Raw genomic sequence first — 14,344 nt, forward strand, 5'->3', positions numbered from 1 at the left:
TACCCGCACGAGAAGGGCACCGCTTCCCATGCCTCGTCGTACCCCCCTCCTGGCCGTCGCGACACTCGTCGCCGGCGCCGGCCTCGCCGCCCTGCCCACCCAGGCCCAGGCCCAGGCCGTGGTCGTCAGCAACTCGTCCGACCTGTCCAGCGCCCTCAAGAACGCCACGCCCGGTACCGTCATCCAGGTCCGCGGCGGCACCTACTACCCGTCGGCCACCCTCCAGTCCACGGCCAACGGCACCTCGTTCCTCGCCGATCACACTCACCCCGTACGGCTCGGAGACCGTGAAGATCGACGGCTCGAACCTGCCCGCCGGCTCCTGGATCTTCAAGCTGACCGCCGACTACTGGAACGTCTCCGGCATCACCTTCCAGAACTCCCCGGACAGCGCGGTCGTCTGCGGGTCCTGCACCGGCACGAACTGGAACAACATCAAGACCATCAACGGCGGCGACTCGGGCTTCACGCTCACCGGCGACGGCACGGTCGACAACACCGTGAAGAACATCGACTCCTACGGCCACTACGACGCCGCCAACCACGGCGAGAACGCCGACGGCATCGCCGTGAAGTACGGCTCGGGCACCGGCAACCTGATCACCGGCGCCCGGCTCTTCAACAACTCCGACGACGGCATCGACCTCTGGTCCTTCTCCTCCCCGGTCACCATCGAGCACACCTGGGCCTTCGGCAACGGCAAGAACCGCTGGTCCGACTCCGCCTTCGCGGGCGACGGCAACGGCTACAAGCTCGGCGGCGACGGCGAGGCCGTCGCACACGTGGTCAACAACTCGGCCGCCTGGGACAACACCGGCAACGGCTTCACGGAGAACTCCAACAGGGGTGCGATCGTCATCAACCGCACGACCGCCTACGCCAACGCCAAGTGGGGCTACTACTTCGCCACCGGGTCGGCCCGCCTCGGCAAGAACCTCGCCGTGAGCAACGGCAGCGGTTCGGCCAGCAGGGGCGCTTCGGTGGTGTCGTCCGGCAACAACTGGGACTCCGGGACCGGGACCCCCGCCTTCCGGTCCACCGACGCCTCGACCACCTACAACGCCCGGCAGTCGAACGGCGCGCTGCCCGTGACCAGTTTCCTGACCACGGGCAGCGCGACGATCGGCGCGACGATGGACTGAGCCGGAGTTACCTCTTCACCGGCCTGATCCCCTCCAGCGTCGGTACCACCGGCTTGATGCTGCCGTCGGCCGCGAACTCCATGCGGTCGATGGTGGTCTCCCGGTGCATGCCGTCGCCGCCCGGCCGTCCGGGGCCGTTGAGGGCGAAGCGGTGGTAGACGGCGTACCAGTCGTCGGTGCCGGGGGTGTTCACCACCGAGTGGTGACCGGTGCCGAGGATGCCGTACTCGGGCCGCTTCTGAAGGATCGTCCCGTGCTTGGTCCACGGGCCGAGCGGGGACGGTCCGGTCGCGTAGGCCACGTGGTAGTTCTCGCTGCGGGTGTCGTCCTCCGACCACATGAAGTAGTACGTGCCCTTCCGCTTGATCACGAAGGCGCCCTCGCGGAAGTTGTCCGGGGTGATGTCCTGCACCTTCGACGCGTCGAAGGACACCATGTCGTCGTTGAGCGGCACGACGTACCCGCGCCCGTTGCCCCAGTACAGGTATGCCTGCCCGTCGTCGTCCGTGAAGACCGACGGGTCGATCATCTGGCCCTTGAGCGAGCCGCCCTTGGCGACCAGCGGCTTGCCGAGGGCGTCCTTGAAGGGACCGGCGGGGGAGTCGGCCACCGCCACGCCGATCTGCTGCTCGGCGCAGAAGTAGAAGTAGTACTTGCCGTTCCGCTCGGCGATCGCGGGCGCCCAGGCGTACTTGTCCGCCCAGGTCACGTCAGGCCCGAGGTCGACGATGACGCCGTGGTCCTTCCAGTGGACCAGGTCCTTCGACGAGTACGCCTTGAACTTGGTGCCGCTCCAGCCCTGGAAGCCGTCCGTCGTCGGGTAGATCCAGTACCTGCCGTCGAGGTAGTGGACGTCGGGGTCGGCGTTGAGGCCGGGCAGCAGGGGGCTGCGGGTGCGGACCGCTTCGACCGTCCAGGTGCGCCGGGTGCCGTCGGCCGCCGTCACGGTGTACTTCTGCGGCTTGCGGAAGTCACGCCGGGTGCCGGACTTCGGGCTGAGCTTCGCGCCCTCACCGACCCACAGCTTCGGGGCCAGACGGCGCAGATCGGCATCCGGCTCCATCGGCAGGACGACCTTGGACGCGCTGTCCGTGACGATCGAGTAGCCCTTCTGGTGCCTGGCCGTCGCGTCCACCACGGAGGTGGGGGTGCTCGGGTAGGCCGCCAGCAGCCGGTCGTACTCCTTCTGCGTCACCGGGAGCACCGTGCCGTGCCGGGGGCTCGCCGGGAGCTGGTAGTCCGTGGACGGGGTCCACTTGCCGGAGGCGAGGTCGGTGGTCTCGAACGGGACGTAGCCGCGGCCGCCGTACTCGTCGATGAACAGGTACCACTTCTTCTCGGTGTTCGACTTGAACACCGTCGGGCCCTCACCCTGGTTCATCGCGCCCTTGCCGATGCAGTCGGCCACGAAGTCGTACTTCGTCGAGGTCAGGGACGTCGACTTCTCACCGGTGATGAACTTGGAGCAGGGGCTGGAGGAGCCGGGGTCCCGCTCGTCCTTGGTGTAGCGGTAGTACTCGTCCTCGTGCTTCACGACCGTGGAGTCGATGACCGAGTAGCCCGGGTCGTTCCAGATCTTCGGCTCGCTGAAGGTGCGGAAGTCCTTGGTGGTCGCGTACATCATCTTGTTGTACGTGCTGCCCTTGTGGTCCGGGTCGTCGTCGGCGTACAGCTTCGACGCCCAGAAGACGACGTACTCACCGAGCTCGTCGTCCCAGTAGGCCTCCGGGGCCCAGGTGTTGCCCGCGTTGTCCGGCGAGACCTTCACCAGGCGCTGGTCGGTCCAGTTGACCAGGTCGGCGGACTCCCAGACCATGATCGACTTGCTGCCGTGCCGCTGGACCTGGTCCCAGCTGCCGCTGGAGTTCTTGTACATCCGCAGGTCGGTGGCGATCAGGTAGAACTTGTCGCCCTCGGGGGAGCGGATCACGAACGGGTCGCGCAGGCCCTTCTCGCCGATCGTGGAGGTCAGGACCGGTTTGCCGGCGTTCAGCTCACGCCAGTGCAGCGCGTCGTTGCCCCGGCTCAGGGCGTAACGGATCTGCTCGCCGTCGGCGGTGCCCTCGCCGGTGAAGTAGGCGAAGAGATAGCCGGCGTACCTGGAGTGCTTCATGGGTGGTGCTCCGGAGTCCGCGGTGCCGGGTGGCGCGGTGAGAAGGGTCAGGAGGAGGCCGGTCAGTGCCAGGAACGGCAGCATGAGCGTGCGGGGACGCATGACACTTCCTGTCGGAGTGTGGGGGATTCTGTTGGATAACGGCCCCTCGGAGTTTCACCCCAGGGGAGCAGGGCGTCAACGGGTGTGCAGGAGGCGGGCGGTTCCGAAACTTTCGGGACATCGCCGGGCTCGGCGGCAACCCTTCCCGGCGCGGCGGCGACTGGTGCTTGGAAACGGGCCGGAGCGGGCCCCCGAACCGTTTTCGTCGTTGATCCCCCAGGACACCCCCCAGGACCCCCCAGGAAAGGAACGCTCCGTGCTGCCGAGCGCCGGAGGTCACCGCAGGACCCGTACGCTCTCCATCGCCGCCGCGGTGGCCTGTGCCGCGGCGGCGGGCGGTGTGTACCTCGGGCTGTCGGGCGGCGGCGCACAGGCCGCCTCCCCGACGGTCACCGTCTCCACCACGGCCCAGCTCGAAGCAGCCGTGAAGAACGCCGTCGCCGGCACCACCATCGAGGTCCGCGGCGGCACCTACTACCCGGCGGCGACCCTCAAGTCCTCGGCGAACGGCACCGGTTCGGCACGCATCACGCTGCGTGCGCACGGCGGCGAGAAGGTGCGGATCGACGGCTCCAGGCTGCCCGCCGGCTCCTGGCTGGCCGCGATCCACGGTGACCACTGGACGGTCGAGGACCTCACCTTCACCAGGTCCCCGGCCCAGGGCTTCGTCGCCACGTCCTCGGCCGGCGGCATCTTCCGGAACCTGGTCACCTCGGACAACGGCGACTCCGGCTTCACCCTGCGCGGCGACGGCACCAGGGACAACCTCGTGCAGAACCTCGACAGCCACGGCAACTACGACCCGGCCGGCCACGGGCAGAACGCCGACGGCATCGCCGTCAAGTTCGGCTCCGGCACGGGCAACCGCATCACCGGCGCCCGGCTGTACGGCAACTCCGACGACGGACTCGACCTGTGGCAGTTCTCCTCGCCGGTCACCATCGAGCACTCCTGGGCGTTCGGCAACGGAGACAACCGCTGGAACGACCCGGCCTTCGAGGGCGACGGCAACGGCTTTGAACTGGGCGGCGGGGGCGCGTCCGCCGCCCATGCCGTCACCGGCAACGCCGCCTGGGACAACAGGCTCCACGGCTTCACCGAGAACTCCAACACCGGCGCCGTCGCCCTGAGCCGCAACACCGCGTACGCCAATGCCGGGAACGGCTTCCGCTTCGCCACGGGTACGGCCCGCCTCGGCCGGAACCTCGCCGTCCGGGACCAGGGAGGACCGGCCGAGCTGGGTTCCTCGACCGTCTCGGCCGGCAACTCCTGGGACAGCGGCGTCGCCACCCCGCGCTTCCGGTCGACGGACGCGGCCGGCGCCTCCGGGGCACGCGGGGCGGACGGCTCCCTCCCGGCGACGGCGTTCCTGACGACCGGCTCCACGGCCATCGGCTCGACGATGGACTGAATGGACTGAATGGACTGAGGGGTCGCTTCACGACGGTGACGCCCGTCGCGCGCGGACGACGACGCCCCCGCCGGTGCGAATCGGCGGGGGCGTCCCGCGAACCGGCCGAGGGGGGCTCGGCCAGTGCTGTCCGACCGTCCGGAGGGGGGCTCCGGAGGGGTCGGGGTGCCGGGGCGCCCGACTGGGGGGCCGGACGTCCGGCGGCCGACCGGCCCAAGGGGGGTTTCGGACCGGCCGGAACTCAGGAGAGGTGTGACCTCACCGGTAGCTGATGTCGGAGGCCTGGAACTTGCAGGTCTTGCCGTCCGGGCCGGGCGGCGTCAGCTCCTTGGGCTCCTTGCCCGTGTTGTTGCCCTGGAAGCGCACACACGTCTTGATCTTCTTCTTGCTGTCGCCGTGGATACGGATCTTCGACAGCGTGGCCGTGTCGCCGTAGTTGGCGTTCACACCGACGATCGAGTTCATCGGAGCCGTCACGTCGATGTCGTTCAGCACGATCGTGCGCTTGTACTGCGTCTTGCAGTTGCCGCAGGAGCGGACCAGCTTCCCGGCGTTCTGCACCTGGAAGCCCGACACGTTCAGCGTGCCGGCGCCGTTGAACTGCAGCACCTTGTCGTCGGCGTTCTTCGCGCCGCCGCCGATCACCTTGTACACGGCCGACGACGACTTGCCCTTGAAGCTGGCCGCGTCCTCGCCGACGTCCGTCCACCACACGTTCTGGAGCGTGCAACTGCCCTTGCAGTGCACGCCGTCCGCGGCCGGGGTGCCGATGATGACGTTCTTGAGAACCGCGCCGTCGGCCAGCTCGAAGAGCGGGTCCTGCCCCTCGTCCTGGCTTCCGCCGCCCAGGGCGCCCGTGCCGTAGAACATCTTCATCCCGCCGTCGCGCACACCGGAGACCGGGATGGTCTTGGACACGGGCGTCTTGCCCTTGTCCGAGGGCCAGGAGGACGCGGCGCCCGCCGTCGACAGCATCGTCGTGGTGACGACGGCCGCGCCCGTGATGCCGAACGCGGACACCCCGGCGATCACGGCCCGCCGCCTGGTGACCCGGCGACGGTGGCGGACGCGCTGTTCAGCTGGTGCAGTCATGTACCGATTCCTCAGCTGGGTGGTGACTCTGGCGCCTGGTGGTCGCCACTGGTGAGGAAAGGGTTGCCATGTCTTCGGATTTTTTTCACACCAGTACGTCGGACACGTCGGACCCGGTCGGCGAGGCCGGCCGACCCGCCACCGCCCGTGGCGCTCGGGGCCTGGACGCGGCTGCTCGGGCCGATCGGCCCCCGCCCGCCGGAGGGCCGTGCGCCCGTATCCCTCGGTGCCGACGCCGTCCACGGGGTCACCGTTGCGGGGTGCTCACGAGTCGCCGTCGTCCACGGCGGCGAAGCCGCCGCCCACGGACAGCTGCCGCGCGCCCGCGGCGGCCGTCACGGAATAGCGGTCCGCGCCCGCGTCACGGCCGCCGCGGTCGTGGTCGAACTGCCCCGCGAACACCCACTCGCCGGCCGGGACCGTGCGGCCCTCCTTGAGGGTCCAGGTGTAGACGAGGAAGCCGTCCTGCTCGGCGACGGTGAGGGCGAAGTCGTTCTCGGGCAGGGAGCGCCAGGCGCCCGCGTCGGAGACCCCGCCGGTCTGGGCGATCCGCAACCGCACGGTCAGCGCGGTCAGTTGCTCGCGGGTCTTGATCGTGATGTTGCTCTGCGCCCAGAAGTCGTTGCTGTGCGGGTCGACCGAGCCGTCCGACCACAGCGGCCCGTCCTCGGTGGCGGCGGGCGGCCGCTCGGGTGCGGAGGCGCTCGGTGTCCGCGACGGCGGGGGACCGGACTCGGTGCGCTCCGGCGGGCTGCTCGGCGCCGGGTCCACCGGCGGCGCGGGGGCCCGGCTCGTCGCCTCCGGCGACGGTGTGGGTGTCGGGGACGTCGCCACCTCCTGCTGCGGGGCGGTCTCCTCCTTCACCGCGGAGGCCACCGCGTAGCCTCCCACCGCCAGCACACCGGCCACCGCGGCCGTCGCGCCGGCCACCCGCATCCAGCCGAACACCGGCGGACGCGTCGCCCGGTGGCCGGAACCGGCCGGACCGGCCATGCCGCGCTCGATCCGGGCCAGCATGCGCTCCCGGTCGGGCTCGTGCGCCCCGGCCGCCTCGTGCAGCCGTGTGCGCAGCTCCTCGTGCACGTCCCGCCGCATGGTCATCGGTCCCTCCCTCCGCCCTCACCGGTGCGCACGCCCTCCACGGCGGGTGAGCAGCGCGGAGCGCCCAGTGCCGCGTGCACGCGCTGCGGTACTCCCCGCGTGCCCAGCAACCGCTGCAGTTCGGCCATTCCCTTCGAGGTCTGGCTCTTCACCGTACCCACCGAGACCCCGAGGGCGAGCGCGGTGTCCTTCTCCGAGAGGTCGAAGGCGTGCCGCAGTACCACGCAGGCCCGCTTGCGGAACGGCAGCCGGCGCAGGGCCTCCTGGACGTCGACGACACCCGCGACGTCCGGGTTCTCGGTGTTCTCATCGCGCTGCGACCAGAAAAGGGCGATGCGCCGCCGCTCGCGCACCGCGCTGCGGATACGGGTGCGGGCCAGATTGGCCACCACACCGCGGGCGTACGCCGCCGGATGGTCGGCCGCGCGGACCCGGTCCCAGCGGTGCCACAGCGCCAGCAGCGCGTCCGCCGCCAGGTCGTCCGCGGTGTCCTGCTCGCCCGTCAGCAGGTGGGCCAGACGGGACAGTTCGGCGTAGTGACGCTCGAAGAAGGCGTGGAACTCCACGGAGGCGGCGTCGTCGACGACTGTGCCCACGGGCGACCTCTCCTCGCAGCGGCTGCGGGCACTCCCGGCGGGGGGCGCCCGTGAGTGTCATGTAGATGACATGTGAGCATCCGGGGGAGGCCCGGACGAGATCCGGAAGCGTAGCAGCGATCTCAGGATGGTTCGTACGGAGCTTCGAACAGCGAATGGCGGGCCGGACTCTGATTCCGTAACACGGAGAAAACCTGAACGCGGTTCAGCACAGGCACAATCCGGCCAGCATCCGCACACCGATCACCCAGGCACCGAGGAGCACGCGCCATGTCCGAACCGCAGAAGACCACCGACCGGCCACCCGCCACGCCACCCCCGGCGAACAGTGTCGACCGGTTCTTCCGGATCTCCGAGCGGGGCTCCACCTTCGGCCGTGAGATCCGCGGCGGTTTCGCCACCTTCTTCACGATGGCCTACATCCTTGTCCTGAATCCCATCATCCTGGGCAGCGCCGAGGACAAGTTCGGACACCAGCTGGACGCCGTCCAGCTCACCACCGCCACCGCCCTGGTCGCCGCGGTCATGACGATCATCATGGGCGTCGGCGGCAACCTGCCCCTCGCGCTCGCCGCCGGACTCGGCCTCAACGCCGTGGTCGCCTTCCAGATCGCCCCGCTGATGAGCTGGGACGACGCGATGGGCCTGGTCGTCCTGGAGGGCCTGCTCATCTGCGCGCTGGTGGTGACCGGCCTGCGTGAAGCCGTCATGCACGCGATACCCCAGCCGCTCAAGCAGGCGATCAGCGTCGGCATCGGCCTGTTCATCGCCTTCATCGGCTTCGTCGACGCCGGGTTCGTCAGCCGCATCCCGGACGCCGCGAACACCACCGTGCCCGTCCAGCTGGGCGGCACCGGCACCCTCGCCGGCTGGCCGATGCTCGTCTTCTGCCTCGGTGTGCTGCTGACGATCGGCCTGCTCGCCCGCAAGGTCAAGGGCGCCATCCTGATCAGCATCGTCACCATGACGGCGGTGGCCGTAGTGATCAATTCCACGGCCGACATCAAGAGCTGGGGCCTGACCACACCGTCCTGGCCCGACCGGCTCGTCGACGCCCCCGACTTCGGACTCATCGGCGACTTCGACCTGTTCGGCGCCTTCAGCGCCCCCGGCGTCGGCGTCATCACCGTCGTCCTGCTGATCTTCACGCTGATCCTGTCCGACTTCTTCGACACGATGGGCACGGTCGTCGGCATCAGCGCCGAGGCTGGTCTGCTCGACGAGGAGGGCAAGGTCCCGAACCTCGGCCGGGTGCTGCTCATCGACGGTGCCGCGGCCGTCGCGGGTGGCGCGGCCTCGGCCTCCTCCGCGACCTCCTACATCGAGTCGGCGGCCGGTGTCGGTGAGGGGTCGCGCACCGGCTTCTCCAACCTCGTCACCGGCGGCCTGTTCGGCCTCGCGCTGTTCCTGACCCCGCTGCTCACCATCGTCCCGCTCCAGGCGGCCGCCCCGGCCCTGGTCGCCGTCGGCTTCCTGATGATGACCCAGGTCAAGCACATCGACTGGGACCGCTACGACATCGCCATCCCCGCGTTCCTCACCATCGCCGTGATGCCGTTCACCTACTCCATCACCAACGGCATCGGCGCCGGCTTCCTCGCCTACGTCGTCATCAGGACCGTGCTCGGCAAGGCCAAGGAGGTCCACTGGCTGCTGTGGGCCACCTCGGCGCTGTTCCTCGTGTACTTCGCGATCGACCCGATCGAGCAGCTCCTGGGAGCGAAGTAACGGTGACGGGCCGCCCCCGGGGGGAAGGGGGCGGCCCGTCCGTACAGACGCGTTCCGGGCGGCGGAGGTTCAGTCCTTCAGCGCCGCTTCCATCATCGCCTTGGCGACCGGTGCCGCCAGGCCGTTGCCGCTGACCTCCGAGCGGGCCGCGTCCGACTGCTCCACGACGACCGCCACGGCGACCTCCTCGCCCGACGAGCCGGACTTGCCGTAGGAGGTGAACCAGGCGTAGGGCACCTGGCTGTTGTTCTCGCCGTGCTGGGCCGTGCCCGTCTTGCCGCCGACCGTCGCGCCCGGGACCTGGGCGTTGGTGCCCGTGCCCTGCTCCACGACCGTCCGCATCGCCGACTGCAACTGCTCGGCCGTCGAGGAGGAGAGGATCTCCTTCGTCCCCGCCTCGTCGTCGTAGTCCCGCAACACGTCACCGCCACTGCCGGTGATCTGCGACACCATGTGCGGCGAGACCAGCTTGCCGCCGTTGGCTATGGCCGCCGACACCATGGCCATCTGCAGCGGGGTCGCGGTGACGTCGAACTGGCCGATGCCCGTCAGGGCCGTCTGCGACGGGTACATGTCCGACGGGTACACGCTCGTGTAGGCCCGCACCGGCACGTCCAGCTGGTCGTCGTTGAAGCCGAACTTCTCGGCCATCGCCTTCACCTCGTCCTGGCCCAGCTTGACGGCCATCTTCGCGAAGACGTTGTTGCAGGAGTACTCCAGCGCCGTGCGGATCGTGGCGTCGGTGCAGGGCGCGTCCGGGTTCTCGTTCGTCAGCTCCCGGGTGGTGCCGGGCAGGGTGTACGGGTCGGGGCTGTCCGTCTTCTCGTCCACCGACGCGTACAGCCCGTCCTCCAGCGCGGCCGCCGCCACGACCAGCTTGAACGTGGAGCCCGGCGGCAGCGGCTGCCGCAGCGCACGGTTGACCAGCGGCTTGTCCGGGTCCGTGGTGAGCTTCTTCCAGGCCGCCCCCGCCGTGTTGGCGTCCGTCAGCGACGAGGGGTCGTACGACGGGGTCGACACGACCGCGAGGATCCTCCCGGTCTTCGGGTCGATGGCGACGGCCCCGCCCTTCTTGTCGCCGAGCGCGTCGAACGCCGCCTTCTGCACGTCCGGGTCGATCGTCGTGACCACGTTGCCCGGGTCGGCCCGCTGGTTGGTGAGGGTGTCCAGCACGGACTTCAGCCGGCTGTCCGTGCCGTTGAGCAGGTCGGTGTAGATGCCCTCCAGCTGGGTCGGTGCGTAGGCCTGCGACGCGTATCCCGTCACCGCGGCGTACAGCCGGCCGTCGGTGTACGTGCGCTTGTACTCGAGGTCGCTGTTCCTGGTCTGGGCCGAGCCGGTGACCGCCCGCCCGCCCACGATGATGTTCCCGAGCGGCTCCGAGTACGTCTCGATCGCGTTCCGCCGGTTGTCCTTGTCGTCTGCGAGCGCCTGGCCTTCGTAGAACTGCACCCACGTCGCCCTGCCCAGCAGAGCCAACACCAGCAGCAGCGTGAAGACCGATGCGCGCCTGATCGTCTTGTTCATGCCGAACAGAAAGACGAACCGCAGTGGGCGGACCGTTCCTGCTCGTCCGGATTTCTCATCCGGTGGTGGCTTTTCTCATCTGGCGTTCAGCCACGGCCATGGTCCGCAGCATGACGACGTGCGATGTCCGCGACGCGGGGGAGACCGCATGCACGGTGTCACCCGCCTGTCGCTGCGACTCCTCCCAGGGCTGAAGTGAAGTCCCGGGTCTCTCGCGAGAACAGGCTGAAGCGGGCGGGACTGGCAGCGGAGCGTCAGCCACCGCGCCAGTGCCCGGCCCCGCTCAGTCAGAACCGGATGCCGAGCGCCCATCCGCCGAGCAGCATCACCATGCCGGTGATCAGCACGACCCCGAACACGTTCAGCCAGAGGCCCGCTCGCACCATCTGGGGCATCGTCACGTACCCGGAGCCGAAGACAATGGCGTTGGGCGGGGTGCCCACCGGCAGCATGAAGCTACAGGTGGCCGCCAGTGCCGCAGGGGCGAGCAGCAGCAGCGGGTCGAGGCCGATCCCGACGGCCACCCCGCCGAGTACCGGCAGGAAGGTGGAGGCGGTGGCGGTGTTGCTGGTCAGCTCGGTGAGCATCAGGATGATCAGGCAGATCACGGCGACCAGCAGGATGGTGGGCAGCGTGCCCAGACCGCTCATCCGCGTGCCGATCCAGTCGCTGAGCTTGGTCTCCTGTACGGCCTTGGCCAGGCTCAGCCCGCCGCCGAAGAGAAGGAGCACCCCCCAGGGGATGCCGGCCTGGGCCGTACGCCAGTCCATGGTCTGCTGCCCCTTCTTCAATGCGACGGGGAGCAGGAACAGCGTCAGTACGGCGGCGATGGCGACGGCTTCGTCCGTGATGTTCGCCATGAAGGGCAGGACGGAGGTCAGTGCGGACCAACCGGTGATCGGATCCTTGAACACCCAGAGCAGGGCGGCGCTGACGAAGACCGCGAGAACGTTCCACTCGCCGCGGGACATCCTGCCCAGCTTGTCGATCTCCTCCTGGATGACTTCCCTGCCTCCGACCACGTCGGTGAGCTTCGTGGGATAGGCGACCCGGGTGAGGAAGAGCCAGGCTATGACGAGGAAGACGGCGGAGAGCGGGACGCCGACCTTCATCCAGTCCGCGAAGCCGATGACGAGGTCGTAGTTCTGCTCGACGAACCCCGACATGATCAGGTTCGGGGGGCTGCCGATGAGGGTGCCCAGACCGCCGATCGTGGCGGCGTAGGCGATGGCCAGCATCAGCCCGGTGGCGAAGTTCCTGGTGTCCTGGTCCTGGGCGAGTTCGGCGACAGGATTCTCGATCTCTCTCGTTCGGGATGCGTCCGTGCCGGTCTGTTTGGCTATGACCAGGGCCAGCACACTGGTGCCGATCGGCAGCATCATCAAGGTGGTGGCCGTGTTGGACACCCACATGCTGAGGAACGCCGTGGCCACCATGACGCCCAGGATCAGCTGCCGCGGCTTGGTGCCGATGGCCCGCATGGTGAGCAGCGCGATCCGTTTGTGCAGGTTCCACTTCTGCATGGCCAGCGCGATCACGAAGCCCCCGAGGAACAGGAAGACCGTCGGGTGGGCGTAGGGCGCGGTCGCGTCGGCGATTTCCAGTACGCCGAGCAGCGGGAACGCGACAATGGGTACCAATGAGGTCACCGCCAGCGGAAGTGCCTCGGTCATCCACCACACGGCGATCAGTACGACGACCGCCGCCGTGGTCCGCGCCGGGGTGGACAAGGCGTCGTCCTGGGGCAGCAGGAAGTACGTGACGAACGCGAGGACGGGCCCCAGCGCTCGGCCGAACCAGACGCGTTTTTGCGACAGATGGGACTCGTCCGCGCCCGGCCGGGGGCCGGCCGAGGTCCGCGCCTGAGCCTCTGCGCGCTTGGTGTCGATTTCCATGACCGTCTCCTCCGAAACGTTCCGGCCACTTCGCTGTAAAGCCGGTGTCTGGAAATGTGGCATGCGACACCGCGCACGTCGCGGTTGCGTTCTTTTTGTTCTTGACGGTCTCTTTACCGTCCAGGCGCCTCCCGGGGCGTCGGCAGGGGCGCCCTGGGTTGTTTCCCCGCCGACAGGCACCGCGTCGCTATCGAGTCCGCCGTTCATCTCCCGCGCGGCAGACGGCATCTCCTGCACGACGACGATCCGCCTCCGCCGGACGGGGGAGGGCGGCTCAGCCCTCCAGGAGCAGCACCGTCTCGTCGATCTCGGCGCCCCGGGCCCGCGCGTACTCCCTGGCCGCCGCCACGGCACGGAACCCGCACTTCTCCAGCACTCGCAGCGACCCCGTGTTGTCCGAGGCGGCCCGCGCGTACAGGGGGCGCTCCGGCACCTCGGCCAGCAGCGCCCGCAGGGCCGCCGTGGCGATGCCCTTGCCCCAGTAGGCGCGGTCGACCCAGTACGTCACCTCGCGCTCGCCCGGCACCCCGTACACCGCCGCGCTGCCGACCACGTCGCCGTCGGCCAGGACGGTCCGCACCACGGCGGACGAGGATCGGATCTTCGCCCAGTGAGCGTCGAAGGCGTCCCGGTCGGCCGGGTCCTTGGGGACGAAGGCCGCCATGCGGAGTGCCTCGGGGTCGTTCATCTGCCGGAAGAAGGCCGGCAGATCACTGTCGTGGACCGCGCGCAACTCGACGTTCATGCCTCAGAGCCTACGGGTGGCCAGTGTCAGCCGGTCCCGCGCGTCGAACAGCGCGTCCTTCACCAGCTGCTCGTGCGCCGGGGTCAGCCGGGCCACCGGCACCGAGCAGCTGATCGCGTCCCGCGCCGGCGTGCGGTACGGGATCGCCACGCCGAAGCAGCGCAGCCCCAGTGTGTTCTCCTCGCGGTCCACGGCGAAGCCCTGCTCCCGGACCTGGCGCAGCTCCTCGATGAGCTTCTCGCGGTCGGTGATCGTGTTCTCGGTCAGCGCGGGCAGCGTCTCGGGCAGCATCTTGCGGACCTGCTCGTCCGAGCAGGTGCTCAGCAGCGCCTTGCCGAGGGAGGTGGAGTGCGCGGGCAGCCGGCGGCCGACCCGCGTGAAGGGGCGCAGGTAGTGCTGCGACTGGCGGGTGGCGAGGTAGACGACGTTCGTGCCGTCGAGGCGGGCGAGGTGGATCGTCTCGGTGGTGTCGTCCGAGAGCCGGTCCAGGGTCGGGCGGGCCGCCGCCACGACCTCGTCGCCGTCGATGTAGGAGGTGCCGACCAGCAGGGCCCGCACCCCGATGCCGTACCGCGTGCCGGTCGCGTCGGTCTCCACCCAGCCCAGTTCGACGAGCGTGCGCAGCAGCATGTAGAGACTGGACTTGGGGTAACCGACGGCCTCCTGGACCGCCGCGAGGGAGTGCATACCGGGACGCCCGGCGAAGTATTCGAGCAGTTCAACCGTTCTCACCGCGGACTTGACCTGCGCCCCGCCGCCCGTCTCCCCAGCCGACATCGCCCTTGACCCCTTCGTTCGACGGGAAATAGTCTCCACAGCATATTCATCATCAGAGACAGTGTTCAGCATATCGAACGTCCCTGGTGGATGACCCAGTACTGCGGCAATACAT

Annotated in this window: 10 protein-coding genes and 1 pseudogene; 3 read left to right on the top strand and 8 right to left on the bottom strand. The window is 69.2% G+C overall.

All coding sequences use genetic code 11. The features are described from left to right. Positions 1-28: 28 nt before the first annotated feature. Positions 29-1,142, top strand: a pseudogene (locus tag ACZ5TL_RS12470) (right-handed parallel beta-helix repeat-containing protein). Positions 1,143-1,149: 7 nt separating this feature from the next. Here the strand turns inward: ACZ5TL_RS12470 and ACZ5TL_RS12475 are convergent. After that, positions 1,150-3,357, bottom strand: a complete 2,208-nt coding sequence (locus ACZ5TL_RS12475; protein WP_468589455.1) for a glycoside hydrolase family 43 protein — start codon at positions 3,355-3,357, stop codon at positions 1,150-1,152. 256 nt (positions 3,358-3,613) lie between these two features. On the opposite strand from ACZ5TL_RS12475, the gene ACZ5TL_RS12480 reads away from it, so the two are divergent. Continuing rightward, positions 3,614-4,768 carry a right-handed parallel beta-helix repeat-containing protein gene (locus ACZ5TL_RS12480; protein WP_468589456.1) on the top strand — a complete coding sequence of 385 codons (1,155 nt, stop codon included), beginning with the start codon at positions 3,614-3,616 and terminating at the stop codon, positions 4,766-4,768. A 258-nt stretch (positions 4,769-5,026) separates the two neighbouring features. Here the strand turns inward: ACZ5TL_RS12480 and ACZ5TL_RS12485 are convergent, their stop codons facing one another. The 3 genes from ACZ5TL_RS12485 to ACZ5TL_RS12495 all read right to left on the bottom strand — a co-directional run bounded on the left by ACZ5TL_RS12485 (position 5,027) and on the right by ACZ5TL_RS12495 (position 7,557). Then, positions 5,027-5,860 (bottom strand): pectate lyase, encoded by an 834-nt coding sequence (locus ACZ5TL_RS12485; RefSeq protein WP_468589457.1) that lies wholly within the window; start codon positions 5,858-5,860, stop codon positions 5,027-5,029. Between the two features lie 264 nt (positions 5,861-6,124). After that, positions 6,125-6,961: a hypothetical protein gene (locus tag ACZ5TL_RS12490; RefSeq protein ID WP_468589458.1), complete on the bottom strand. Its 837-nt coding sequence runs from the start codon at positions 6,959-6,961 to the stop codon at positions 6,125-6,127. After that, positions 6,958-7,557, bottom strand: coding sequence for a SigE family RNA polymerase sigma factor (locus ACZ5TL_RS12495; protein ID WP_468589459.1), 600 nt, complete (start codon positions 7,555-7,557; stop codon positions 6,958-6,960). Before ACZ5TL_RS12495 ends, ACZ5TL_RS12490 begins: the two co-directional genes overlap by 4 nt. Positions 7,558-7,827: 270 nt before the next feature. On the opposite strand from ACZ5TL_RS12495, the gene ACZ5TL_RS12500 reads away from it, so the two are divergent. Further along, positions 7,828-9,285 carry an NCS2 family permease gene (locus ACZ5TL_RS12500; protein ID WP_468589460.1) on the top strand — a complete coding sequence of 486 codons (1,458 nt, stop codon included), beginning with the start codon at positions 7,828-7,830 and terminating at the stop codon, positions 9,283-9,285. Positions 9,286-9,354: 69 nt separating this feature from the next. Here ACZ5TL_RS12500 and ACZ5TL_RS12505 read toward each other — a convergent pair whose 3' ends face one another. From ACZ5TL_RS12505 to ACZ5TL_RS12520, 4 genes are all read right to left on the bottom strand, one after another. Beyond that, complete coding sequence (locus ACZ5TL_RS12505; RefSeq protein ID WP_468589461.1) at positions 9,355-10,812, bottom strand: peptidoglycan D,D-transpeptidase FtsI family protein; 1,458 nt, start codon at positions 10,810-10,812, stop codon at positions 9,355-9,357. Positions 10,813-11,099: 287 nt separating this feature from the next. Then, positions 11,100-12,707 (bottom strand): SLC13 family permease, encoded by a 1,608-nt coding sequence (locus tag ACZ5TL_RS12510; protein WP_468589462.1) that lies wholly within the window; start codon positions 12,705-12,707, stop codon positions 11,100-11,102. Between the two features lie 274 nt (positions 12,708-12,981). Continuing rightward, positions 12,982-13,452, bottom strand: a complete 471-nt coding sequence (locus ACZ5TL_RS12515; RefSeq protein ID WP_468589464.1) for a GNAT family N-acetyltransferase — start codon at positions 13,450-13,452, stop codon at positions 12,982-12,984. Between the two features lie 3 nt (positions 13,453-13,455). Further along, on the bottom strand, positions 13,456-14,229 hold the full coding sequence (locus tag ACZ5TL_RS12520; RefSeq protein ID WP_468589465.1) for an IclR family transcriptional regulator: 774 nt from the start codon (positions 14,227-14,229) through the stop codon (positions 13,456-13,458). Positions 14,230-14,344 lie beyond the last annotated feature (115 nt).

Source organism: Streptomyces sp. NPDC033136, from assembly GCF_055578235.1.